We start from the raw sequence: 23575 nt of genomic DNA on the forward strand, positions 1-23575 counted from the left end.
TATTTGATCACTGAAAGGGGCAACACCCATGACAAAAATTCCTGTAACTGTACTCAGCGGCTATCTGGGTTCTGGCAAAACCACCTTGCTGAATCATATTCTGAACAATCGCGAAGGCTTGAAGGTCGCTGTTATCGTCAACGATATGAGCGAAGTCAACGTTGATGCCAATCTGGTGAAATCGGGCGGGGCGTTGTCCCGCACGGAGGAGAAGCTGGTGGAAATGTCCAACGGCTGCATCTGCTGCACCTTGCGAGACGATCTGCTGCGTGAAGTGGAGAAGCTGGCATTGGAAGGCCGTTTTGATTATATTCTAATCGAGTCCTCCGGTATCAGCGAGCCTGTGCCCGTTGCTCAGACCTTTACTTACGAAGATCCTGATCTGGATATTGACCTGACCACACTGGCTCGCCTGGATACTATGGTTACCGTGGTGGATGCGAATCGCTTCTGGCATGATTTTGCTTCCGGCGACAGTCTACTCGACCGGGGGGAAACCGCTGGTGAAGGGGATGTCCGCGATATCGTGGACCTGCTGATCGATCAGATTGAGACCTGTGACGTGCTGTTGCTGAACAAATGCGATCTGGTGGAGGAAAAAGAACTGAACAAGCTGGAAGCGGTACTCCGCAAACTTCAGCCTACAGCCAAGATCATCCGTACCGTCAACGGTGTTGTTGATCCGAAGGAAATTCTTAACACGGGCTTGTTTGATTTTGATAAAACAAGCCTGTCCTCCGGCTGGATTGCCGAGCTGAACAAGGAGGAGCATACGCCAGAGACCGAGGAGTATGGCATCAGCTCCTTCGTGTACCGGCGCAGAACGCCGTTCCATCCGCAGCGGCTGAGCTTTTTCTTCAGCAATTGGCCGGATGAAATCGTACGGGCCAAGGGTTTTGTGTGGTTGGCGGCGAAAGGCGATATTGCCGGCAGTCTGAGCCAGGCTGGACCATCGATTCAGTTCGGGCCAGCAGGGTACTGGCTGGCTTCAATGGCGAAGGAACAGCAATTGGAGGTATTGGAGAGCGAGCCTGAGATTAAGGCGAAGTGGGACGAAGAGTGGGGCGACCGGATTAACGAGATCGTGTTCATCGGTGTTAGCGCAGACCGCTCGGAGATCGAAGCTAGATTGGATCGCTGCCTTCTGACTGCTGAAGAGATGAAGCAGGACTGGGCAACGTTCAATAATCCGCTGCCGTGGCCAGCGGAGCAGTTGCTCGCAGCGGCTGCGGAATAGCAGGAGCTAAGCTGCCGGCTCTTTATTGCTCTTTATTGCTCTTTATTGCTCTTTATTGCTCTTTATTGCTCTTTATTGCTCTCTATGAAACCGGAATCCAAATGGGGATTCCGGTTTTTTTGCTCAATGGCTGATCCACCAACGCCAGCAACCGCAGCAATGGTAGCAACCCCGCGAACCTCGCGAACCCGACTAACCCCTGTCCCGTTTCCTTAACAATGCGAAATTGACCTACCTTTTCAATTAACGGCAATTTTGCACCTTAATTTTCTTGAAAATAGGAAAATGGAGGAAATAAGTGCATTGTTGTACCTTATTTTTGGAAAATTACCCGGAAAGGACGATTTTGAGAAATTTAACATACAAAAATGCCTTTAATTACCGTTCTACCTTTGAATGCAGAGTATTAGGGTACAAAAATGCCGCTAATTACACTTCGAAAACGCGCTATTCTCCAAAATATCATCTTGATTGCATAAAACTCTCATTTTCTAGCGTTGTCTTTTTAATACGTTCTATATAGCTAGATTGCTAGGACCGCCTAAGGAGAGCGATTAATCGTTGTTTTTACGATTTATTTTATAATAATGGTTTACAAATCGTAATAATTACGATATTATCGTAAAAGTTAAACGTAATAATTACGATTATTGGTTGGATTGGTTGGATTAGTTTGATTTTGGTTTTGGTTTTGGTTTGGTTCGATTACATTAGTCCAATTATTTCGGTTCGATTACGTTAATCCGATTATATTGGTTCAGAAAAGCAATTCAGAAGGGAAGTTGCATTACCATGATTTTGTCATCTATGCAGAATGTCGTGTTCGGCTACGGGAATGAGCCTGTGATCGACCATATTTCGCTAGACATTCATAGCGGAGAGTTCATTGGGATTACCGGGCCAAATGGTGCGGCCAAGACGACGCTGCTTAAACTAATGCTCGGTCTGCTTCGTCCCTGGAGCGGTACGGTTACGCTGAATAAAGACGGTGCCGGGAACAGAGGCTTGACTATCGGTTATGTTCCTCAGCAGGTAGCCTCCTTCAATGCCGGGTTTCCGAGCAAGGTGATCGAACTGGTCCGTTCGGGCTGCTACCCACGGTTGGGTCTGTTCCGGCGCTTCACTGCTGAGCAGGAAGACATTGTGAAGCGCAGTCTGGAGCAGGTGGACATGTGGGAGTACCGGAACCGCCGGATCGGCGAGCTCTCCGGTGGGCAGAAGCAGCGGATATGCATCGCCCGCGCACTGGCCCAGGAACCACAGGTTCTGGTGCTTGATGAACCGGCTACCGGCATGGATCTGGAGAGCCGCACAGGTCTGTATCGGCTCATGCGCCATTATGTCAGTAAGCATGGACGGACGGTGATCATGGTTACGCACGGCCTGGAAGAGACGAGCCCTTACCTGGACACTGTCATCAGCTTGGAGCGAAAGGAGAATGAGGGCTGGAAATGCTTGGTTACGAATTCATGCAGCGCGCATTTTGGGCCGGAGGCCTGATAGGTATCATTGGTCCGCTGCTCGGTGTTTACCTGATGCTCCGTCGTCAGGTGTTGATGGCGGACACATTATCACATGTCTCCCTTGCGGGAGTTGCCCTGGGCTCGGTGATGCACCTCAATCCGGCACTTAGCGGCTTTGCCGTGGCTGTCATTGGCGGGCTCGTCATCGAGCAGCTTCGCCGCTCATACCGTACATACAGCGAGCTTCCAGTGGCTATTATTATGACCTCGGGCCTGGCGCTGGCAGTTGTACTGATGAGTCTGAAGCAGAATCTGAGCAAGAGCTTCAGCTCGTACCTGTTCGGGTCCATCGTGGCCGTCAGCGACACTCAACTGCGGATTATTGCGGTGGTGGCGGCTGTGGGTCTTGTATTCTTCATCGTACTGCGCAGGCCACTTTATAACCTGACCTTTGATGAGGAGACAGCGGCCATTGGCGGTGTGCATGTTGGTTTGTTGTCCTTCTCCTTCGCTGTGCTAACCGGAATGACTGTTGCTGCGGCGATGCCGGTGGTTGGCGTTCTGCTGGTCTCTGCATTGATCGTGCTTCCAGCTTCCATTGCCCTGAGAATTTCCTCTGGTTTCACCGCTGCGGTTCTGATTGCGATCGGTACGGGTCTGACCGGTGTTTTCAGCGGTCTGACGGCTTCCTATTACATCAACACTCCGCCCGGTGGCACGATTGCACTGATCCTGCTGGTCTTCCTTCTAATGGCAATTGCTATACAGAAGCTGATTCGGCGCCGGAATCGAAAAAAGCATTCATAATTCATAACTAACAATCCCTGTTCAAGAAAAGGAGTCTACCTTCATTATGAAATTTAGTATCCGTCATCTAGCTGTTCTGTCTCTGTCCTCTCTGTTGATTGCTGCGGGTTGCGGCAACAACAACGCATCTACCAACACAGGGTCCTCTTCTAATACATCTGCCACGGCTACAGCTGAAGCGCCTACTGCACCAGCATCCCATAAGCTAAACATTAAGGTCAGCTTCTATCCAATGTATGAGTTCACGAAAAATATTACCGGTGACCTCGCCGATGTGGAAGCCCTCATCCCGCCGGGTATTGAGCCGCATGACTGGGAACCCACGGCACAGGATATGGCCCAAATCACTAAGGCGGATGTGCTGATCTATAACGGAGCCGGCATGGAGAGCTGGGTGGATCAAGTGTTGGACAGTGCCTCCGGCAGCAAGCTGGTCGCCGTTGAGGCCAGCAAGGGACTGGATATTATGGAGGGGGCTGAAGAGGAAGAAGATGAACATGATCATGCCCATGGAGAAGGCGAAGATCATCATCACGATCATGGTGGGCTAGATCCTCACGTCTGGCTGGACCCAGCTTTGGCGGTCAAAGAAGTGCAGAATATTGAGGCCGCCCTGGCAGCTGCTGCCCCAGAGCATTCGGAAGCTTTTAAAGCCAATGCTAGTGCCTATATCTCCAAGCTGGAAGCCTTGGATCAGGAATACAGGGAAGCTATTAAAGAGGTCAAGCGCAAGGACTTCATCACCCAGCATGCCGCCTTCGGTTATCTTGCTAAGGAATATGGCCTAACCCAGGTGCCGATTGCCGGACTGTCCCCTGAAGAGGAGCCTTCCGCGGCTAAGATGGCCGAGATCGTGGAATTTGCCAAAACGCATAACGTGAAGACAATCTTTTTTGAAACCTTAGTTTCCTCTAGTGTAGCAGATACCATTGCAAAGGAAATTGGAGCCAAGACTGCAGTGCTGAATCCGATTGAAGGCCTTACTGAAGAGGACCGCAGCCATAATCTCGATTATCTGGGCATCATGCGTCAGAACCTGGAAGCACTGAAAATAGCGCTGAACGAATAAGGAAGATAAACAACCATTGAAAGGGTGAACGTTACATGGCGAAAAAGTCTAAAGTGGTTAAAGCGTTGAAGCGACAGGAAATCGTGGCTAAATACGCGGAGAAACGAAGAGAACTGAAGGCTAAAGGGGATTATCTGGGTCTGCAAAAGCTGCCGCGTGATTCATCCGCTACTCGCCTCAAGAACAGATGTGAGGTCTCCGGCAGACCGCGGGGTTATTTGAGCAAATTCAAAGTCTCGCGGATTGTCTTCCGCGAACTGGCGCTGAAGGGCCAAATCCCCGGCATAACCAAATCCAGCTGGTAATGTGCTGTTGCCACCGAAATTAAGGTATATTCTTATCAGAATGGCGGTTCCTCGAAAGGGGGAATACGCCTTTTTGCTATGGTTTGGAGGAAGCGCGAATTATATATAGAAGAAACATGTCTGCACGTCATATTCAGGAGTCGTTCAAGCTTGAGCTATTCTAGGAAAATAAAACAGGGCAGTCGCTGGTCATTACATAGCGGTCAGATCCTGCCCTGTTTTCTGTCATTCAACTATACATACTTCCCTTGTCCTGGCACGGCCAGTTCCTTGAAGTAACGGCATAGATGAGCTATCTGCTGAGAGAGGTCTATGCCATGCATAGGGGCTCCATGTCCGCTCAGCACAATCTGCGGGTCCAGCAGACCCAGTTGACGGACTGACTTCTCGGCGTCTTCCCAGTCTGTAGTGAAATAAGCAGGAGGTCCATGGACCTCTTGATCCTGCTTGATCACGTGAAACGCAGACTCCTGCTTGACGGTTAGAAAAGCATCCCCGGCAATCAGAACCTTGTCCTTGTCCCGGAACAAGGAGACATGTCCGGGACTATGTCCGGGACTGTGTACCCATCTCCATTCACTGGTACCGGGAATGCTGCCATCCGCCGGCAATGGAACCGCACGGGGGCCAAGGTCAATGCCGCGGTAAGGATACAGTGGTGCAGCCATGGACATGAGGCCACCTCCAACGGCGGGATCAGCAGGGGGATAGTCCTCCTTTCCCGTGAGATAAGGAAGCTCCAGATGATGTGCATAGACCGGAACATCCCATACTTCGAGCAGTTCTTTGAGGCCCCCCACATGATCGAAATGCCCATGCGTCAAAATAATGGCCCGCGGGGGTCGGCCGAAGCGTTCCATGGCGGTATTGTGTACAGTCCCGGCATACATGCCAAGGCCCGTGTCCACCAGTATCCAGTCCGGTGCGTTAAGCTCTATAAAAGCAACATTCACAAACAATGTACGAAGTCCAACAACCCCGGGAGCTACTTCCCAAAGCTCCGTGTGCCCGGAAGCCAGCATACCGCTAAAGTTCATAGTGCGCCTCCTGATTCTTTTTTTCGAGTTAGAGCAAGTAGCCTTTACCTTAGCATTGCCCTAATGTATCCAAAATAAAGAGAGAACGGCAAAAAACCTTTCATTGCTCATGCAGGGCATGACAAGAAAGGTCCTGTGTTATTAGTTGTGGCTTGCCTATGTAAACAGGTTGCTTATTCCGGTTCACAATCGGCGAATAAAATAGTCCGGGGAATCCGGAAGAACGCTTCCGCCTTCTCCTGCAGGGCCGGGCTAGGCAGATGACTGAAATGCAGCCATTTGCGGAATGTGCCGGGATGGACACCGATCCAGATGCTGACATCTGTGACGGAAAGATCATAGACCATACATAGTCCAGTCAGAATCGTGTTGCTGGAAGGGGAATGGGACGATGTTCGTTTCATGTACCGGGAAGGTGTTGGCTGGCATAGAATCGGACTTTGCCGCAGCAGAGCTTCGTTGAACAGGACATGAGGGGGATACCCCAGAAAACGGCAGACCTTCTCTAAGTTTTTACGGGAAGGAATACGGCCTTCGTACACCCAGGCGCTAACGCTGCGTGAAGAAACGGGAAGCTCTTCGGCTAGACGTGACAGCTTGATGTCTTTAGCCATCAAGACGGCGAGCAGGACCCTGTTGCGGATCTGGCTGCGCTGGGGACGACGGAATCTTTTCACCCGAACGCCTTGTCCAAGATATTTGCGGTTGATCAGAGACCACGCCTGGATATTATGAGAGTCTGGTTGATTATTAGGCATACTTCCTCCGATGTTTAAGTTAGCTCCGAAAGGCTTGGATTACATTGAAATATCACCCGTGTCGGAGGCTATAAGAGTAGTAAAAAATGCAGTGAATGGAATGGCATACATTTAGTTGTTGAATAGGCCATGCATCGCAGTCCCGCCAAATAATTCCGCTTATGGAATGAACCATAGTGATTCAGCTTCTGGAGAGCTTTTTTGGCCTTCTATGACTTTAACATTTCAATAATGGTTTCGTCTAGATGAAATGAGGTCATGGAACTTTTTGACTTGATTCCTCTTATCATGTCCTCTTTGCTTTCGGAACTACGGGTCTTATGATATATTTTTAATATTCAACGAACAATTAATAGAGACAGGGAGCGAATAGAATGATCAAGCATATTGTGTTTTTTAAATTGAAAGACCGGTCGGCAGAAAGTGTGGAGGCAACGGCTGTCGTACTGCGGAACATGGAAGGGAAAATCCCACAGCTGCTTTCCATTGAGGTCGGCACTGATATCATTCATTCCGAACGCTCCTTTGATCTGGCCCTTGTAACCACCGTGGCTTCTCTGGAGGATTTGCAGGCCTATCAAGTTCATCCGGCGCACAAAGAGGTTATTGCCCATATCAATGAGGTTAAAGAACTGTCCATTGCTGTAGATTACGAGCTGTAAGATTACCGGGTTTGTGAGTGTAACGTAAACTACAATATATCGGAAAGCGGTGAAGACATGCGTGAGCTGGAATATCCGATGGAAGCGTTAACTTATCTGTTTGTATTTCTTGCGGCCTGCTTTGTTATGTTCTTCTGGCTGAAACGCCGCGGCCGTCGAAGCAAGTAGAATATCTGGGCGTAAGGTCTTAGGAAAGACTCCGAAAGGAGTTTTTCTTTTAAATATAAGGATATATATGTTGTACGGTATAAATCATCCTTATATTTCTCGCTGAACGGATACCGTCCGTTAGAGGACGGCAAAGCTGTTTCTGCTTGACTATAACCGAGTTGGAGGGCTTGCTGTGTATTATGTCAACCGAAAACAGATCGAAACCATTCTGGGGCAGATTCCTGATATTAATTTCGGCCTGCGGACAGCCGCGGATTCCTGGGACGGAGGAACACTGCTTGGTCTTGTGCAGGAACGCAGTCTTCATCTCGCGATCGAGGTCGTCACAGATGTCGGAAGCTGCTTGATTGACGGATTCATTATGCGCGACGCAGGAAGCTATGAAGATATTATTTCCATTATCCATGAAGAGAAAGTATTCGGTGAAGACGGGTTATTCGATACGATGATCCGGTTGGTTGGACTACGTAAACCGCTGGTTCAAGATTATTTTGCATGGAATCGCAGTGAGCTGCACCCGCTGACGCAAGAGCTGCCTGGGGCGCTTGAACGGTTCGCAGCAGAGGTTCACCAGTATCTGGACCAGGAATTGGGAGCCGAAGTATTGAAATAATGAGGGAACAGAAGGCCTCAGGAAGTGTATAACTAGGGCAGTTAACGCTACGATTGATCGAAGACATCCAGTTAGTAAGGCAGGCTTTGTAAAAAAAGTTGAGCCAGTCAGTCACAGGACGAACTCCCTCTGCTTATGATAAAGCAGAAATAGGCACTTGCCCGGTAGGGCGGGGAGGAGGAGAAGCCATGGACGGCTGGCTGGCTGCGGTTCTGGTGACTGGGATAGGTATTCTGGCCACTGCTGCCTTGCTATTGACCGTATCTGTCATGAAGACCTTGGCTGCACTGCGTGAAACGGTGAGTCGTTTGGAGCTTGCCGGTACTTCGCTTGCTGCCGAAACTGCAGAAACCCTGCAGCGGACGGCTGCCGCAGCAGAGAATGCCGAAGCAAGACTAAGAGAAATGGAGCCGCTTGCTTCGGGGCTGGCTTGTGTCGGAGAATCTTTGGGCGAGGCCGGGGGACAGCTGAAGACGTTAAGCCGCAAGACAGCAGCTTCTGTGAATCATGCGCTGGAGCGGGCCCGGGAGCGCAATGAGCCGGGATTGGAGCATGCTCTGCGTGCCCTGGATGCTGGGCTGACCCTCTGGACAGCCTGGAACAAGCGAAAATAGCCCGGACACGTCTTGTTCGGAACCGGAGTACATCTTAAATTCAAAGGAGAGATCACAAGATGAAAAAAGATTCGAAAAACTTGCTGTGGGGTATTGTTGCAGGAAGTGTCATCGGTTCGGTAACCGCCCTGCTCTTTGCTCCCAAGCCAGGGAAAGAGCTGCGGAAGGATATTGCTGATGGGGCATCGGCTACCCTGGAGAAGAGTAAAGAACTGGCTGTACAGGTAGGCGATAAAAGTACGGAATTGTACGGAAAAGCTAAAGATGCTGTAGGCAATGTGGTGCACGAGGTACGGGAATGGAGTAAACAGTATACCGAAGCCGATGAAGGAGAGAAACTTGCGGTCAGCGAAAGTATTACTGTTATTGAGGACACTAAAGAAGCTGCGGATGTGGTCAGTAGTATAGATGCCGCAGACGCAATAATTACTGAAGAAGCAGTAGAAGCAGTAGAAGCAGTAGAAGCAGTAGAAGCAGTAGAAGCAGTAGAAGCAGTAGAAGCAGTAGAAGCAGTAGAAGCAGTAGAAGCTGAAGAGGCTGTAATCACGGCGGTTGTTGCCGATGAAGTTGCCGCAACTGCTGAGACAGTCAGTAATGCTACAGAGGTTGAAGCTGTCTCCAAGGACGGAAGTGAGTCCACCGTTACCAATGTAACTGGGAACAACGAAGTGGTGTAACTAAAGTCTGCTTTTTCCATAAAAGCACTAAAACCAGGAGGTCTATATCTTTGAGCAGAGCCGGTTTCCGCAGGGAGCGGAGAGCGGCTTATCTGTGTCGTAAGTAGGCAGAAATGGTGAGATGCTCAGTAAATTGCCTTGAACTACGGGTGGAAATGGAGTAACATCTGCAATTGGGGTAACAGATAGGTACCTTTTGTTTTCGCCTTACATAAGCTACACAAAACAAGTAGAAGGAAGCGGTGTGTTCGTGCAGCAAGCTATTGCAATATTGGATTCAGGTGTGGGAGGATTGACGGTTGCCAAGGAAGTGATGAGACAGCTCCCAAGGGAGAAAATCATTTATTTCGGAGACACTGCGAGAGCCCCGTACGGACCCCGTTCGACCGAGCAAGTGAAGTTGTTCACCGAGCAGATCGTGGACTATTTGATTCAGTTCAATCCTAAAATGATCGTCATCGCCTGCAACACAGCCACGGCGGCGGCACTTGATTATATCTCGGCCAAAGTTAACATTCCAGTGATCGGTGTCATTCATCCGGGTGCCAGGGCAGCGATCAGTGTCACCAAGAGCGGTCAGGTCGGTGTAATCGGTACCGTTGGAACGATCGGAAGCGGAGCGTATACGGCTGCGCTGCAGCAGTTGTCCCCGTATGTTCAAGTAGTCAGCCAGGCATGCCCGACACTGGTTCCGCTTGTGGAGCAGGGGATGTTTCGTTCGAATGAAAGCCAAGAGGTTGTGGGGCAGGCTCTTGAAGGTATTAGGCACAGCAATATTGATACTTTAATTCTAGGTTGTACTCATTATCCTTTTTTAGTGGAACCTATCGGAAAGACAATGGGTGCAGGCGTCAAACTGATTAGCTCAGCCGATGAGACGGCCCGGGAAGTTAGCACCATTTTATATGACAAAGGCAAGCTGGCCAGGGGAGACGAGAGCCCCATCCATCAATTTTTTTGCAGCGGGGATGCAGAGATGTTCCAGAAAATCGCTCGTGACTGGCTGGGAGAGCAGATCAAGCGCACACCGGTCGTATGGCAGGTGTCCACGCTGTAATTATGTTTGCCGCAGCTTGGAACAGGGACAACCTGCAGGATTCCTGAATCGGTCGACAACTAAAAAAAGGGTATCGCCTACTTAGGCGGTGCCCGTTTTTTATATCGTGTACCGAAAGCGGCTACATGAAGTTTCCTGGTGTCCTCATGTGGGACAGCTGGGGCTGCATACAATAGAGCAGAGGGCTGTGTTCCGCTGTTATCCAGGCCATGCACCAGGTGAACACCTTCAGCGGGCAACGGCAAATGATGGCCGAGAGGATGAGACATATGCAGCAATACATTGCACGCAGGGGAGATACCGTAAGCCGAATTGCCGCCATGCATGGACTAACGCCTGAGCATGTCATTCAAGGTAACCCGTGGGCATCCAGGCAACCGTACCTGTATCCCGGACAAATACTGTTTCTCCCCTCCGCGCCCCGGAGAAGGTATGCGGTACAGGAAGAGGATCATGAGGAGAAAATATCGACTTTATTCGGAGTCAGCCCGGAGGCACTGGAGCAGTTGAATCCCGGTTTCCTGTCCGGACGCTGTTGTATTCCAGGTAAGGTATTGGTGATTCCTCCACCAGAACCGCAGCGCATAGTCTATCTGCGCGGAGAGTACGGCCCAACCGAGGTAGAGGCCGATATCGACCGACTGGTTGATCGTTATCCCTTCATCGTGAAGGAGACGATTGGCAGTAGTGTACTGGGTAAGCCGCTACAGCTGCTCCGGCTCGGAGCAGGGCCGCGTCATCTGCATGTCAATGCGGCATTGCATGCCAATGAATGGTTGACCTCGCCCTGTCTGATGGCGTTTCTGGAGGAATACGCAGCCGCATATGCAGAAGGCCGGCAGTGGAACGGCCACCGCCCTGCTGAGTGGTTCAACGATTGGACGATATGGGCGGTGCCCATGGCTAATCCGGATGGGGTGGAATTGGTACAAGTGGGGGTCTTGCCAGGCCATCCTTATTATGATCAGCTGATGGAATGGAATGGCGGACGGCGCAGCTTCCGCCACTGGAAGGCTAACATCCGAGGGGTGGATCTAGGCGATCAGTTCCCGGCCCACTGGGAAGAGGAGGCGGCACGCCGGGCTACCTTGGGCCCGGGGCCACGCGATTATGGTGGCAGCGCCCCACTCAGCGAACCTGAAGCTGCGGCGCTGGCGACAGTGGCAGAGCGGGAGCCAGGACACGCGGCGGTGTCACTGCATAGCCAGGGGGCGGAGATCTACTGGAATTACCGTGGCTATGAGCCGCCGGAAAGCAAGGCTCTCGCAGCCAAGCTGGCTGCAGCCAGTGGCTATCGGGCTGTGCATCTGACGGGCAGCGATGCTGGATACAAGGACTGGTTCATCCAACGATTCCGCCGGCCGGGCTTTACGGTGGAACTAGGCATCGGCAAGAATCCGCTGCCGTTGGGTGATTTTGAGGATATGGCACTGGAAACCGGGCTGATCCTGGGAAGTATTTTGTCAGATGTGAAATCATTCTGAAACATTTTCAATAATGTTGAGTAATATAGGTTATAGGGTACGGCCGCTGTTCATACTACCTGCGGCTGTATCCTTTTTATATGGGATTTGGACAACAGGAGGGACATCCGATGAAATGGAGAAGATGGTTTTCGCTTAAGATGTGGTCCCAGATCTTCCGTGCTTCCTGGAGATATATTATATCTTCTCAGGTTACTTTGGGGGACAAGCTGCTATTTACGATTCCCGTGCTGTTGTATTGGGTGCTACCGGATGTTATGCCATTTGTGCCTATTGATGATATCGGGGTAACGATGCTGCTGGCCGGCTGGTTCGTATCCAGAATGGACCGCAAATACCCGGGACTTCGCAACGGAAGATGAATGTTCAGATTATTTCAGTGTCCGGAAGACGTGTCTATTTTGTCAATATGGTTGCTTTTAGCAGCGGCTTTCCCTTAAAATAGGTTATTGAGTATTTAAACTATAGATGCTGGGAGATGGATTGCAGATGAACGTCAAAATTACCCGCAATGCGGCTAAAGTGATAAAGAAGCAGATGGAACTTGAAGGCAATAGCGAACTGAAACTGCGCGTTGCGGTTACGCATGCCCATGGCGACCATGCCCACTATGGCCTGGATTTGGACACGCCCAAAGAGAATGATGTTGTGGTTTCTACAGACAAGGAAATCGACGTAGTTCTGGAAGCGGGACAGCCGCTACTTGACGGCGTTAAAATTGACTATCTGTACTTCCCGGAAGAAGGTTTTGTCATCACTAATCCGTCTAAAGGAAATCACGGCGATCACTAAGCATTCGCCCCGGATTTTCGGACATAAAGAAGGGTTGCTTCATGGCTAACGATATACGAGTATGCGATAAGTGCAATTTCACCAGTCTCAAAAGCATTGTGCCGAAGCTGCAGAAAATGGCGCCAGACGCCGAGATAAAGATCGGCTGCAAGTCCTACTGCGGACCTTGCGGCAAACGGGCATTTGTCTTCATTAACGGACGCTATATCAGCGCTCCCACAGAGGATGAAGTGCTGAAGAAAGTGGAATCTTTCGTCAAGCGGCCCGTTGCCCAGTAATAATAATATGACGCACATCCGGCCGCCGCTGCATTTTGCAGGGCGGTTTTTGTGAACATATAAGGAGTTATATGTTTTACACTATATCAGAGGGGTGAAGACAGTTATGAAGCATATTACCGATGTAACGATATTGAACAATGGGATAGCGATGCCTTGGTTTGGACTGGGTACTTACAAGGCGGAGGGAGAAGAGGTAGCCAAGGCAGTGACGGCAGCGCTGGAGCTGGGTTACCGGAGCATTGATACTGCAGCGATCTATGGAAATGAGGAAGAAGTCGGACAAGCCATTGCGTCAAGCGGCGTGTCGCGCGACAGTCTTTTTGTAACGACAAAGGTATGGAACACAGATCAGGGCTACGATACTACACTGAAAGCCTTTGATCTAAGCAGTCGTAAGCTGGGGCTGGAGGTTATTGATCTCTATCTGATACACTGGCCGGGCCAAGATAAATATAAGGATACATGGCGTGCACTGGAACGGCTGTACGAGGAAGGGCGGGTACGGGCGATCGGGGTGAGCAATTTTCAGATTCACCATCTGCAAGAATTGATGAAAGAAAGCTCCATTGTGCCTGCTGTCAATCAGGTGGAGCTGCATCCTCGCTTCATACAGAAGGAACTGCATGATTTTTGCAAGCTTCACCAGATCCAAATCGAAGCCTGGGCGCCTTTAATGAAAGGCAGACTCCAGGACAATGAATTGCTCGCGGAGATTGCGTCAAGGCATGGGAAAACAGTGCCACAAGTGATTTTGCGCTGGGGACTGCAGAATGAAATTATCATTATTCCAAAATCGGTGACAACTTCTAGAATAAAGGAAAATAGTGAAATCTTCGATTTTGAATTGTCCCAGGAAGAACTGAACGCGATTACTGGGTTGGATGCGGACGAGCGGATCGGTACGAACCCAGATAAACTCTTCTTCTAGATTGATTCTAGAGTAACAAGTATAAACAAACAGCCTTAATACGTGTGATTCACACGCCTTTAAGGCTGTTTTATTGCGGTGCAGAGAATGCAGAGAAATGAGCAGTACCATTAAAAAACGGACATTCTCCCTGGTGGGAGAGTGTCCGTAGCTCTTTGTTTACTGTGGCTTGCGCGGCGGCAGTGGGCCAAGATATTGATAATATTGGCATTCAATACGCCCGTTATAGAGTTTGCGGCGTTTATCGGCTTTACGGCCGTAATATTGCTCGAATTCTTTGTAAGGGCTGATGGCGAAGAAGGACCAGGTTGGCAGATAGACCATCATCTCACCGAACTGGCGAGTCAGTTTCTCTACTTCCTTATCACTGCTTATCCGTTCACCGTAAGGCGGGTTGGTGATAATACAGCCGTACTCTCCGTGTGGTCTGACCTTGGCGGCAGCCTGCACGGTAAAAGTAATCTCACCGGAAAGTCCGGCACTCTTGGCCGCAGCTTCGGCAATCTCAATGGCCTCAGGATCAATATCGCTACCGAACAGCTGCAGCGGGTAATCATCACGCACTGCGTCGATTGCTTCCTCGCGGGCATCCTCCCAGAGGGACTTCGGAATGACCGGCCAATGCTCGGAAGGGAAGGAGCGGCGCAGGCCCGGGGCGATGTTCCAGGCGATCATCGCGGCTTCAATCAGAATGGTACCGGAACCGCAGCACGGATCATATAGCGGACGACTGCCGTTCCAGCGACTGAGCTGCAGCAGTGCTGCCGCCATCGTCTCCTTGATCGGAGCTTCGGTAGCATGTCTGCGGTAGCCGCGCTTATGTAGCGCCGGTCCCGTTGTATCCAGCGTGATTAAGGCGATATCGTTCAGTAGAATCACTTCAATGACATAACGTGGCCCATTCTCTGGGAACCAATCGGTCTCGTACGACTGCTTCATTTTCTCGACAATTGCTTTCTTGACGATACCCTGGCAAGCCGGTACACTTGTCAGCTGTGATTTATGGGAACGGCCTTCCACGGGGAATTCTCCATGTTCGGGGATCCAGTCGGCCCAAGGCAGTGCCTTGACGCCTTCGAACAACTGATCGAAGGTGGACGCCGGGAACTGACCCATCTTGACCAGAACACGGTCGGAGGTGCGTAGCCACAAATTGCAACGACAGATGTCGATGTAATCTCCGCTGAACAGAACTCGTCCGTTTTCGATTGTGGTCTCATAGCCCAGTTGGTTCAGTTCGCGGGCCACAACGGCCTCCAGGCCCATCGGTGCCGTAGCGATTAATTGTAATTTGCTCAAAAAGGTCTCAACTCCATTTAACTTGTAGATAAATACATAAAGCCAGTACAATCAAGTATAGGGGAATGCGCGGCAGTTCACAATGACCGTCACTCCGTAAAAAATAAACAGTACACTTACCGAGCTCTCTTAGGGAGATATCGGCAAGTTGATCAAAGGAGATTATACATGCTTAATCAGGAAGAATACAGTGAACAGCTATATACAGAAGATCAATTGCTGCGGGATGTCAAAACAGCGATTGTCGCCGCAGGGATGCCAGAGGTGTCTATTGCTCCGGGTTACGGACGGCTGCTCGGCATGCTAGTCAGCCTCTCCCGGTCATCGCGGATTCTGGAGATCGGCGCACTTGGCGGTTACAGCGGCATCTGCTTGTCCCGCGGGCTGGCGCCTGGCGGCAAGCTGACTTCGCTGGAACTAAAGGCCGAATATGCCGAGCTGGCGCGTGGTCATCTGGAGCAGGCCGGCTATGGGGCCGAAGCAGTAGAGTACAGAGTAGGCCCGGCGCTTGACAGTCTTAAGCAACTGGAAGCCGAGGGTGCCAGATTCGATTTCTTTTTCATCGATGCGGATAAGGAGAATTACCCGAACTATCTGGAATATGCCATCCGGCTGGCGCAGCCGGGAGCGATCATTGCCGGGGATAACATCTTCCTGCGCGGTCGTACGCTGAACACCGAGAAGAACGGACCTGCCGTGCAGGCCATGCGTCGTTTCAATGAAATGATTGCCAGCGATGATCGGCTGACCAGCACATTGCTGCCTGCTTACGACGGGTTGGCCCTGGCTGTTGTTAAATAGCGTTAACGGAACAGCCGCGGGGTGGTATGTTTATACAGCCTAATCCGCACCCAGAACATATTGATCAGGAGCAGACTGCCTGAAATGATGAATAGTCCTTCGATCCCGATATACCCGGACAGGAAGCCGCCGATCATAGCGCCCAGCATATTGCCAAGGGCTAGAGTACTGCTGTTGAAACCAAAGGCGCGGCTTTCCTTACCGTCAGGCGTGTAAGTACGGATAAGCGCATTGACGCTGGGTAGCAGGCCGCCCATGAACACGCCCATCAGGAAGCGGATGATGATCAGCTGCCAGACAGTTGAGACAAAAGCCTGCGGGATCAGGAATACTGCCGCTCCAATCAAGGCATAAGTTAAAATACGGTGCGCCCCAATTTTGTCGCTTAGCTTGCCCAGGACGGGGGACGCCAGCATATTCGAGACGCCGGTGACCGCGCTGACCATGCCAGCCCAAAAGGCGATGTTGACAGCAGATCCATTTAGCTTCTCTACATACAAAGGCAGCAGCGTCATGGGGCTGATCATGGCGAACTGCAGCAGGAAGGTAATACCGAACAAAGCGGGCAATTGAGGAACCTTCGTGAGCTCCTTCAAGCCAGCCATCACCGAAATCTGCGGTACATGCGCGGCTTCCTGCCGGTCGAACTTTTCTTTAACGAGGAAGAGTGCCAGTAATGAGGCGATAAAGAGCAATGCGCCTACGACATAAAAAATCGGGCGGAATCCAATCCAGTCGGCCAGCAAACCACCGATTAGCGGCCCCAGAATAGTACCTGCCACCGAACCGGACTGCATGAGGCCCATCGCAAAGCCCATGCGGTTCTTCGGCGTTGTGCCGGAGACGAGGGCGATGGAGGCGGGATTGAACCCGGAAATCGTACCGTTCAACAAGCGCAGTAGCAGCAGCTGCATCGGGGTCTGGGCAAAGCCCATCAGCACGATGACAATCGCCATGCCGAAGCTGGAGCGCAGCAGCATAATTTTGCGCCCGTATTTGTCGGCCAGCTTGCCCCATAAGGGCTGAAACAGAAACGAGGTCAGGAAATTGGCGGCAAAGATAAGGCCGGCCCAGATTCCGATCGCATGCTCGCCCTGCACGCCAAGATCCTTGGCAAGGTACAGTGTCAGAAATGGTGTAATCATCGTCATGCCTGCGTTGACCAGAAATTGTCCAAACCAAAGCACCATGAGATTGACTTTCCAAGTCTCCCAATTCTTCAAAGTGCTTCACTTCCTTTCAGGGAAATCATAGGAATAAAAATTCACGAAAAATTGACATTCTATCAGTATATCACATTTTTCGACATCTCCGGTGCAACACTTGTCATAGTAATGTCATAGGATTGTCATTCTGCAGGGGGTGTGGCGGTTGTTACATCCCTGCAAAAAGGGCATAATAGGTAATATGTGAATTTCAGATTTTATTAAATCTTATGGAGATATTATCATGACCTACAATGATACTTTTATCCGTGCCTGCAGGAAGCAGAACACGGAACACGTTCCCGTATGGTACATGCGGCAGGCCGGTCGTTATGATCCCGACTACCGTAAAATCAAGGAGAAATACTCGCTCCTCGAGATCTGCAGACAGCCCGAGCTGGCCGCGGAAGTAACGATGATGCCTGTGAAGAAGCTGGGTGTGGACGCAGCGATTTTATATTCGGATATTATGAATCCTGTGGCATCCATCGGGGTGGACTTTGACATTGTCAAAAACATCGGGCCAGTGATTGAGAATCCGATCCGCAGCGCAGCTGATGTGGACAAGCTGAAGCCGATCGACATTGAGGGCGACCTGAGCCACATTTTGGAAACGATCTCTATTTTGGAGAAGGAACTGGATGTGCCACTGATCACGTTTGCTGGCGCACCTTTTACGATTGCGAGTTATTTAATTGAAGGTAGACCGTCCAAGAGTTATATCCGTACCAAAGAGATGATGTACAGTGAGCCGCGAGTATGGGAAAAGCTAATGAACAAACTGGGCGATATGGTCATCGCTTACTTGCGCAGTCATGTCCGTAGCGGAGGCAAGGCGTTCCAGTTGTTTGACAGCTGGGTAGGCTCCTTGGCGCCTCAGGATTTCGAGATCTATGTACTGCCGACGATCCAGCGCATTTTTGCCGAGCTGTCCGATCTGGACGTACCGAAAATTTATTTCCCGGGCGTGAGCTCAGGTGAACTGCTGCCAAGCCTTCAAGGCCTTCAAGCCGATGTTATCGGCCTGGATTGGCGAGTAAGTCTGACCGAAGGACGGCGTAGACTCGGCGGCCAGTTCGCAGTACAGGGCAATCTGGACCCTTACCTGCTGACAGCGCCAATGGATCTGCTCAAGGAGCGGGCCAAAGACCTGATTGATGAAGGTGTGCTGGAGCCGGGCTATGTATTCAATCTGGGTCACGGCTTATTCCCCGAGGCTTCACTGGACAAGCTAAGGGAATTGACAGAATATATTCACGAGTATTCGGCGGGTGTATTGGCGAAAGCTGGCAAATAGCGTTCCCGAACAACTGGATCTAAAACTTACTAAAGGGGATGGAAAACGTGACAACAAAAATTGGTGTTTTAGTCATGTCGTACGGCACTCCTGAAAGCCTGGATAATGTAGAAGCCTACTATACGCATATTCGGCGCGGCAATCCGCCGTCAGCAGAACAGCTCAAGGAATTGAAGGATCGTTATGAAGCGATTGTCGGTGGTGTATTTCCACTGAGAGAGAACACAGACCGTCAGGTTGAGGCGTTGCAGGCCAAGTTGAATGAGGACAAAGGCGGGCGTGATCTGGAGTTTGTCTGTTATCAGGGATTGAAGCATGCCCGTCCGTTTATTGAAGATGGTGTGGAAGCTATGGCGAAGGCCGGCATTACACAAGCGGTAGGGATTGTGCTGGCGCCTCACTACTCCATTATGAGTGTAGGTACCTATATCAAGCGGGCACAGGCTAAAGCCGAAGAGTGCGGCGTTAATATGTCGTTCGTGGAGAGTTACCATATGCATCCTGAGCTCATTGATGTGTTGAGCCGGAGAGTGACAGCTAAGATGGATCAATATGTGGAAGCAGGGGCGGCACGTAACGAGATCCGTGTCCTGTTCAGCGCCCATAGCTTGCCGGAACGCATTCTGGCCATGGGTGATCCGTATGTTGACCAGTTGATGGAGACATCCAAGGCCATCGCGGACAAAGCGGGTGTGGGTTCATGGCAATTCACATGGCAAAGTGCGGGGCGCACGGCTGAGCCTTGGCTGGGCCCGGATATCCTCGACACATTGCGCGATCTCAGCAAGGAGCAGGTGGAATACGTATTGTCCGCACCCATCGGCTTCGTGTCTGATCATTTGGAGGTCTTGTACGACCTTGATATCGAAGCAACGGCGATCGCTGCCGAGCTGGATATGCGTTTTACGCGGACTGAATCGCTGAACAGCGATCCGGCCTACATGTCTGTTCTGAGCGATGTCGTATTAAGTCAAGTGAACCAGATGAAGGTGACCCAGTCATGACCGCTTCCCCCAGGAAGATTGTCATTATCGGCGGAGGCCTGAGCGGCCTCAGCGCCGCTTTTTATGTGCGTAAGTTCTATAAAGAGGCTGGGGTAATCCCCGATATCGTATTGATCGAAAAGGATAAGACGTTAGGCGGCAAGATTGAGACCTTGCACCGGGATGGCTTTGTCATCGAGAAAGGCCCTGATTCTTTCCTGGCCCGCAAGACGGCGATGAGCGACCTGGCGAAGGAATTGGAGCTTGACCATGAACTGGTCACCACCAATCCCAATGCGAAGAAGACTTACATCTTGCAACGTGGCAAGCTTCATCCAATGCCGGCGGGTCTGGTGCTCGGTATTCCTACAGAGATTGGACCGTTTCTGAAAAGCGGACTCGTGTCATTCGGCGGCAAAGCCCGGGCGATGATGGACTTTATCCTCCCGCCACGGCGCAGTAAGGAAGATGAATCTCTTGGCTCGCTGATTGAGCGCCGGCTTGGAACAGAGGTATTGGAGAATATGACCGAGCCACTACTCGCCGGGATTTATGCGGGGGACATGCGCAAGATCAGCCTGCAGGCGACCTTTCCGCAGTTCGGCGATGTGGAGCGACAGTACGGCAGCCTGATTCGCGGGATGACCACTGGACGCAAGCCAGCTGAGACACATACGGGAACTAAGAAAAGCGCCTTTCTGACCTTAACCAAGGGACTACAAAGCCTCGTGCACGGACTGATTCATGAACTGCACGATGTGGAGCAGCGCACAGAAGTTTCAGCTGCCTCCATTAAAGTACATAGTGGATCTGAGCGTAAACACCGCTATGAAATTACGCTGGATAACGGTGAGAGCCTGCAAGCGGATGATATTTATGTGACGACGCAAAATTTTGCCGCGGCAGAACTGCTGCGTCCGCATGTTGATGTGTCAGCACTGGATGCAGTGAACTACGTCTCCGTGGCAAATGTGGTCATGGCGTTCAATAAGCAGGATACTGTCGGCGAATATGATGGTTCCGGCTTTCTCGTTCCGCGCAAGGAAGGTCGTAACATTACCGCCTGCACCTGGACTTCGTCCAAATGGCTGCATACCAGCCCCGATGATAAGGTTTTACTGCGGTGCTACGTAGGACGTTCTGGTGATGAACAGAATGTGGAGCTGCCCGACGACGCATTGGCAGAGCTGGTGCGCAAGGATCTGCGTGAGATCATGGGTATTACCGCGAAGCCTCTGTTTACAGAAATCACCCGTCTGCGGCATTCAATGCCGCAGTACCCGGTAGGCCATCCGGCCGCGATTGCCCGGCTCCGTAGTGAAATGGCTGAGAGTCTTCCTGGAGTGTATGCTTTCGGCGCTGGATATGATGGTATTGGCATGCCAGACTGCATCAAGCAGGCCAAGCTTCTGGCCGAAGCTGCTGCGGGTGCCTTGAAGGAATAGTTGGTTTACCTGTGGTATAACCTATCTTTTTTCTTTATTTGTTATTTTAATAAGATTCATATAAATATAGAATTTGGAAACGGTGAGGCGTACTTCTAGCGCTTCACCGTTTTTTTTTGACATTAATTAAGGCTCTATTAAATGCAAGTGGCAATTCTCGCATTTGCGGGGACAAGCCCGTGATATGATATAATAGAAACAATTTTAAACACAAAGGAGAACTATTGTACCCATGTATTCGCCGCGATCAAGCTCCAGACGTAAAGATAAACCTAACAGACGTCGTCGTAGAACGATCTGGGCTTGGATTAATGTAAGTTTACTATTGATGATTACGGCCTTATTGACTTATGGTTTTACCAGCGAAAATGGTTATAGATCTTCCTATCCGCCTCCAGTGGCGCAGGCTACCGACTTGCCCTCCCCGGACCCGGCGGTACAGGAAAGTGACCCGCCCGCCTCGGCGAACAATGAAGACGAAGTGGCAGTCACACCTGAAGTTACGGCAACTCCCGAAGTAACGCCAGAACCTGAAGTAACAGTAACACCTGAGGTAACGGCAACAGTGGCACCAACGGCGACACCGACACCGAGCAGCACCTCGGAAGACGATGGAAGTGGTGGGAATACCAAGGGTACGGCTGGAGGACGGGCTTCAGCAGGGGACAGTTCCTCACCTACTGACGCCGGAGGGAAGAACGGAACGGGCAGTAAGCCCCCTTCGGACAGCAAGACGGGAGATTTGCAGGGCAAAGACAGTAATTTCATCGCAGGACTGCCTGCAGGCCTGGCAGGGGAACGTACGGTTAAGCTGAGCTTTGCCGGGGATGTGATCTTCTCTGGCAAAGCTGGAGAACTGCTCAAGCAGAAAGGTTATGATTATTCGTATTCCGCGCTTGATGGCATGTTCAAGAAGGATGATCTTACCGTGGTGAATCTGGAGACGCCGATCACAACCCGGGGAGTTGGCGCTCAGAACAAACAATTTGTGTTTAAGGGCGCTCCCGAAGCACTGGATGCTCTCAAGGCAGCTGGTATTGATGCTGTGAATCTCGCTAACAACCATACCCTGGATCAGGGACAGGAGGGCCTTAGAGATACAATGGCTCACCTGGATAAGAGAGGCATTCCCCATGTCGGAGCAGGCCTCAATAGCAAGGAGGCTTATAGCGCGCAATATTTTGAACGCAATGGAATCAAGATCGCGCTCCTGGGATTCACACGGGTGATGCCGGTTATGAATTGGAAGGCGGGACCGAACACTCCGGGTATCGCCTCCGTCTATGACAGTGCAGAAGGACTTCAAGCGATTGCCGCTGCCAAGAAGAAGGCGGATCTGGTGGTTGTAGTTGTGCACTGGGGCAAGGAACGTGTGGATCAATACGACAGTGTTCAGCAAAAGCTGGGTCATAGTTTTATAGATGCAGGAGCGGATCTCGTCATTGGCGGACATCCGCATGTGCTGCAGGGCATAGAGCCTTACAAAGGCAAATGGATCGCCTACAGCACAGGTAATTTTATTTTCACCAAAGGCTCCATCCCCACTACTTGGGAGACAGCGGTTTTTCAGGCTGAGTGTAATATCAAAGGGCAATGCTCGATGAAACTTAAACCGATGGACGCTGAACTAGCCCGGCCTGTCCCAATGAATGATGTGGCAGGAGGTATTCTCTTGAAGCGAATCGAGTCCTTGTCTTCCGGTCTTGTGCGGATTGGTGCTGATGGCAAAGTAACTCAGAAGGCAAAATAATAAATATTAAGCGCGGAACTGGAAAGATTGCATAAAGTATCGTCGCTTGCAGATGTGAATGGTCAGGGGGATAAGGATGAGGAACCCTTGTGTGGCGCACCGGGGATTTTCCGGCAAGGCGCCGGAGAATACGCTGGCCGCTGTGCGGATGGCGCTAGAGCTTCCCTTTGTGCGCTGGATGGAGATTGATGTTCAGCTATCACGGGACGGCGTGCCGGTGGTCATTCATGATTACACTCTGGATCGGACCACCAACGGGCACGGGAAGGTCAGGGAGATGAACTGGGAGGGGATCCGTCGGCTGGATGCTGGCGGCTGGAAAGGAAGGGTTTTTCGTGGCGAGAAAGTGCCTTCGCTGGATGAAGTGCTGGCGTTGGTGTCGGGCAAGCTACGCCTAAACATTGAGCTCAAAACCGTAAACGATATGTACCCTGGTCTTGAGCAGGCGGTTATCGATCAGGTCAACGCCCGCAATATGCGGGATGAGGTTGTCCTGACTTCGTTTGATCATGGAGCACTGAGGAGAATCAAGGCACTCGACTCTCGTTTCAGAACAGGGCTGATCTATGATTCCAGGTCGGGGGACCCGGCTTCGAAGTTACAGGAGCTGCAATGTTCCTTCCTTTCGATCCGCTATTCACGACTGAATCCGCTTTTAGCCAGCCTGCTGGCGGAGCAAGGCATCAAAGTGATGGCCTGGACCGTGAATAAAACACGGGAGATGCGTCGCTTGGCGGCCATGCATTCTGATATAATGATTTGTACGAACCGTCCTGATCTATGGGGCGATACGTTTATTGGAAAATAATGAATTTAACATTCAACAGGAAAGAGAGCTGA

25 protein-coding genes are annotated in these 23575 nt (G+C 50.9%); 21 read left to right on the forward strand and 4 right to left on the reverse strand.

What is annotated here, in order from left to right; genetic code table 11:
* Positions 1-28 precede the first annotated feature (28 nt).
* The 5 genes from ACFVRY_RS16610 to rpsN all read left to right on the forward strand — a co-directional run bounded on the left by ACFVRY_RS16610 (position 29) and on the right by rpsN (position 4881).
* Positions 29-1237 (forward strand): GTP-binding protein, encoded by a 1209-nt coding sequence (locus ACFVRY_RS16610; RefSeq protein WP_387501337.1) that lies wholly within the window; start codon positions 29-31, stop codon positions 1235-1237.
* A gap of 792 nt (positions 1238-2029) precedes the next feature.
* Positions 2030-2737 carry a metal ABC transporter ATP-binding protein gene (locus ACFVRY_RS16615; RefSeq protein WP_387501338.1) on the forward strand — a complete coding sequence of 236 codons (708 nt, stop codon included), beginning with the start codon at positions 2030-2032 and terminating at the stop codon, positions 2735-2737.
* Positions 2683-3507, forward strand: coding sequence for a metal ABC transporter permease (locus ACFVRY_RS16620; protein ID WP_387501412.1), 825 nt, complete (start codon positions 2683-2685; stop codon positions 3505-3507). The genes ACFVRY_RS16615 and ACFVRY_RS16620 overlap by 55 nt, the downstream gene beginning before the upstream one ends.
* 46 nt (positions 3508-3553) lie before the next feature.
* The gene (locus tag ACFVRY_RS16625) at positions 3554-4576 is read left to right on the forward strand and encodes a metal ABC transporter substrate-binding protein (RefSeq protein WP_387501339.1); all 1023 of its coding nucleotides are present in this window, start codon (positions 3554-3556) and stop codon (positions 4574-4576) included.
* Between the two features lie 35 nt (positions 4577-4611).
* Complete coding sequence (rpsN, locus tag ACFVRY_RS16630; protein ID WP_387501340.1) at positions 4612-4881, forward strand: 30S ribosomal protein S14; 270 nt, start codon at positions 4612-4614, stop codon at positions 4879-4881.
* A gap of 233 nt (positions 4882-5114) precedes the next feature.
* Here the strand turns inward: rpsN and ACFVRY_RS16635 are convergent, their stop codons facing one another.
* Together ACFVRY_RS16635 and ACFVRY_RS16640 are read right to left on the reverse strand one after the other, a co-directional pair.
* Complete coding sequence (locus ACFVRY_RS16635) at positions 5115-5918, reverse strand: MBL fold metallo-hydrolase (protein ID WP_387501341.1); 804 nt, start codon at positions 5916-5918, stop codon at positions 5115-5117.
* A 173-nt stretch (positions 5919-6091) separates the two neighbouring features.
* Entirely contained in the window at positions 6092-6676 is a 585-nt protein-coding gene (locus tag ACFVRY_RS16640; protein ID WP_387501342.1) for a helix-turn-helix domain-containing protein, read from the reverse strand.
* A 374-nt stretch (positions 6677-7050) separates the two neighbouring features.
* Between ACFVRY_RS16640 and ACFVRY_RS16645 the strand changes: the two genes are divergently transcribed.
* From ACFVRY_RS16645 to ACFVRY_RS16690, 10 genes are all read left to right on the forward strand, one after another.
* The gene (locus ACFVRY_RS16645) at positions 7051-7338 is read left to right on the forward strand and encodes a Dabb family protein (RefSeq protein WP_066371957.1); all 288 of its coding nucleotides are present in this window, start codon (positions 7051-7053) and stop codon (positions 7336-7338) included.
* A 343-nt stretch (positions 7339-7681) separates the two neighbouring features.
* Positions 7682-8122 carry a DUF86 domain-containing protein gene (locus tag ACFVRY_RS16650; protein WP_387501343.1) on the forward strand — a complete coding sequence of 147 codons (441 nt, stop codon included), beginning with the start codon at positions 7682-7684 and terminating at the stop codon, positions 8120-8122.
* A 188-nt stretch (positions 8123-8310) separates the two neighbouring features.
* The gene (locus ACFVRY_RS16655; RefSeq protein ID WP_387501344.1) at positions 8311-8736 is read left to right on the forward strand and encodes a hypothetical protein; all 426 of its coding nucleotides are present in this window, start codon (positions 8311-8313) and stop codon (positions 8734-8736) included.
* A 59-nt stretch (positions 8737-8795) separates the two neighbouring features.
* On the forward strand, positions 8796-9413 hold the full coding sequence (locus tag ACFVRY_RS16660) for a YtxH domain-containing protein (RefSeq protein ID WP_387501345.1): 618 nt from the start codon (positions 8796-8798) through the stop codon (positions 9411-9413).
* A 250-nt stretch (positions 9414-9663) separates the two neighbouring features.
* Positions 9664-10470, forward strand: a complete 807-nt coding sequence (gene racE / locus ACFVRY_RS16665) for a glutamate racemase (protein ID WP_387501346.1) — start codon at positions 9664-9666, stop codon at positions 10468-10470.
* A 269-nt stretch (positions 10471-10739) separates the two neighbouring features.
* A complete protein-coding gene (locus tag ACFVRY_RS16670) occupies positions 10740-11954 on the forward strand; it encodes a M14 family zinc carboxypeptidase (protein WP_387501347.1) in 1215 nt (404 codons plus the stop codon).
* A 110-nt stretch (positions 11955-12064) separates the two neighbouring features.
* Complete coding sequence (locus ACFVRY_RS16675; protein ID WP_387501348.1) at positions 12065-12316, forward strand: hypothetical protein; 252 nt, start codon at positions 12065-12067, stop codon at positions 12314-12316.
* Between the two features lie 127 nt (positions 12317-12443).
* A complete protein-coding gene (locus ACFVRY_RS16680) occupies positions 12444-12746 on the forward strand; it encodes a HesB/IscA family protein (RefSeq protein ID WP_387501413.1) in 303 nt (100 codons plus the stop codon).
* A gap of 41 nt (positions 12747-12787) precedes the next feature.
* Positions 12788-13024, forward strand: a complete 237-nt coding sequence (locus tag ACFVRY_RS16685) for a YuzB family protein (RefSeq protein ID WP_387501349.1) — start codon at positions 12788-12790, stop codon at positions 13022-13024.
* A 106-nt stretch (positions 13025-13130) separates the two neighbouring features.
* Entirely contained in the window at positions 13131-13955 is an 825-nt protein-coding gene (locus ACFVRY_RS16690; protein WP_387501350.1) for an aldo/keto reductase, read from the forward strand.
* A 159-nt stretch (positions 13956-14114) separates the two neighbouring features.
* Here ACFVRY_RS16690 and ACFVRY_RS16695 read toward each other — a convergent pair whose 3' ends face one another.
* Complete coding sequence (locus tag ACFVRY_RS16695; protein ID WP_387501351.1) at positions 14115-15254, reverse strand: THUMP domain-containing class I SAM-dependent RNA methyltransferase; 1140 nt, start codon at positions 15252-15254, stop codon at positions 14115-14117.
* 168 nt (positions 15255-15422) lie between these two features.
* On the opposite strand from ACFVRY_RS16695, the gene ACFVRY_RS16700 reads away from it, so the two are divergent.
* On the forward strand, positions 15423-16055 hold the full coding sequence (locus ACFVRY_RS16700; RefSeq protein ID WP_387501352.1) for an O-methyltransferase: 633 nt from the start codon (positions 15423-15425) through the stop codon (positions 16053-16055).
* Between the two features lie 2 nt (positions 16056-16057).
* Here ACFVRY_RS16700 and ACFVRY_RS16705 read toward each other — a convergent pair whose 3' ends face one another.
* Positions 16058-17278: an MFS transporter gene (locus ACFVRY_RS16705; RefSeq protein ID WP_387501353.1), complete on the reverse strand. Its 1221-nt coding sequence runs from the start codon at positions 17276-17278 to the stop codon at positions 16058-16060.
* A gap of 226 nt (positions 17279-17504) precedes the next feature.
* On the opposite strand from ACFVRY_RS16705, the gene hemE reads away from it, so the two are divergent.
* The 5 genes from hemE (at position 17505) to ACFVRY_RS16730 (ending at position 23543) form a co-directional block, all read left to right on the forward strand.
* Positions 17505-18557 carry a uroporphyrinogen decarboxylase gene (hemE, locus tag ACFVRY_RS16710; protein ID WP_387501354.1) on the forward strand — a complete coding sequence of 351 codons (1053 nt, stop codon included), beginning with the start codon at positions 17505-17507 and terminating at the stop codon, positions 18555-18557.
* Between the two features lie 47 nt (positions 18558-18604).
* Positions 18605-19561 (forward strand): ferrochelatase, encoded by a 957-nt coding sequence (gene hemH / locus ACFVRY_RS16715; RefSeq protein ID WP_387501355.1) that lies wholly within the window; start codon positions 18605-18607, stop codon positions 19559-19561.
* Positions 19558-20985 carry a protoporphyrinogen oxidase gene (gene hemG / locus ACFVRY_RS16720; protein ID WP_387501356.1) on the forward strand — a complete coding sequence of 476 codons (1428 nt, stop codon included), beginning with the start codon at positions 19558-19560 and terminating at the stop codon, positions 20983-20985. Before hemH ends, hemG begins: the two co-directional genes overlap by 4 nt.
* A 232-nt stretch (positions 20986-21217) precedes the next feature.
* Positions 21218-22735, forward strand: coding sequence for a CapA family protein (locus tag ACFVRY_RS16725; RefSeq protein WP_387501357.1), 1518 nt, complete (start codon positions 21218-21220; stop codon positions 22733-22735).
* Between the two features lie 76 nt (positions 22736-22811).
* Positions 22812-23543: a glycerophosphodiester phosphodiesterase gene (locus ACFVRY_RS16730; protein WP_387501358.1), complete on the forward strand. Its 732-nt coding sequence runs from the start codon at positions 22812-22814 to the stop codon at positions 23541-23543.
* The last annotated feature ends 32 nt before the right edge of the window (positions 23544-23575 follow it).

Origin of the sequence: Paenibacillus sp. NPDC057934 (assembly GCF_042887565.1) — a bacterium.
Classification (GTDB): Bacteria; Bacillota; Bacilli; order Paenibacillales; family Paenibacillaceae; genus Paenibacillus_AQ.

Bases quoted from the DNA above. Each gene is read 5' to 3' on its own strand.
- ACFVRY_RS16610 (WP_387501337.1), top strand. From the start codon at position 29: ATGACAAAAATTCCTGTAACTGTACTCAGCGGCTATCTGGGTTCTGGC.
- ACFVRY_RS16615 (WP_387501338.1), top strand. From the start codon at position 2,030: ATGATTTTGTCATCTATGCAGAATGTCGTGTTCGGCTACGGGAATGAG.
- ACFVRY_RS16625 (WP_387501339.1), top strand. From the start codon at position 3,554: ATGAAATTTAGTATCCGTCATCTAGCTGTTCTGTCTCTGTCCTCTCTG.
- rpsN (WP_387501340.1), top strand. From the start codon at position 4,612: ATGGCGAAAAAGTCTAAAGTGGTTAAAGCGTTGAAGCGACAGGAAATC.
- ACFVRY_RS16635 (WP_387501341.1), bottom strand. From the start codon at position 5,918: ATGAACTTTAGCGGTATGCTGGCTTCCGGGCACACGGAGCTTTGGGAA.
- ACFVRY_RS16640 (WP_387501342.1), bottom strand. From the start codon at position 6,676: ATGCCTAATAATCAACCAGACTCTCATAATATCCAGGCGTGGTCTCTG.
- ACFVRY_RS16645 (WP_066371957.1), top strand. From the start codon at position 7,051: ATGATCAAGCATATTGTGTTTTTTAAATTGAAAGACCGGTCGGCAGAA.
- ACFVRY_RS16655 (WP_387501344.1), top strand. From the start codon at position 8,311: ATGGACGGCTGGCTGGCTGCGGTTCTGGTGACTGGGATAGGTATTCTG.
- ACFVRY_RS16660 (WP_387501345.1), top strand. From the start codon at position 8,796: ATGAAAAAAGATTCGAAAAACTTGCTGTGGGGTATTGTTGCAGGAAGT.
- ACFVRY_RS16670 (WP_387501347.1), top strand. From the start codon at position 10,740: ATGCAGCAATACATTGCACGCAGGGGAGATACCGTAAGCCGAATTGCC.
- ACFVRY_RS16675 (WP_387501348.1), top strand. From the start codon at position 12,065: ATGAAATGGAGAAGATGGTTTTCGCTTAAGATGTGGTCCCAGATCTTC.
- ACFVRY_RS16680 (WP_387501413.1), top strand. From the start codon at position 12,444: ATGAACGTCAAAATTACCCGCAATGCGGCTAAAGTGATAAAGAAGCAG.
- ACFVRY_RS16685 (WP_387501349.1), top strand. From the start codon at position 12,788: ATGGCTAACGATATACGAGTATGCGATAAGTGCAATTTCACCAGTCTC.
- ACFVRY_RS16690 (WP_387501350.1), top strand. From the start codon at position 13,131: ATGAAGCATATTACCGATGTAACGATATTGAACAATGGGATAGCGATG.
- ACFVRY_RS16700 (WP_387501352.1), top strand. From the start codon at position 15,423: ATGCTTAATCAGGAAGAATACAGTGAACAGCTATATACAGAAGATCAA.
- hemE (WP_387501354.1), top strand. From the start codon at position 17,505: ATGACCTACAATGATACTTTTATCCGTGCCTGCAGGAAGCAGAACACG.
- hemG (WP_387501356.1), top strand. From the start codon at position 19,558: ATGACCGCTTCCCCCAGGAAGATTGTCATTATCGGCGGAGGCCTGAGC.
- ACFVRY_RS16725 (WP_387501357.1), top strand. From the start codon at position 21,218: ATGTATTCGCCGCGATCAAGCTCCAGACGTAAAGATAAACCTAACAGA.
- ACFVRY_RS16730 (WP_387501358.1), top strand. From the start codon at position 22,812: ATGAGGAACCCTTGTGTGGCGCACCGGGGATTTTCCGGCAAGGCGCCG.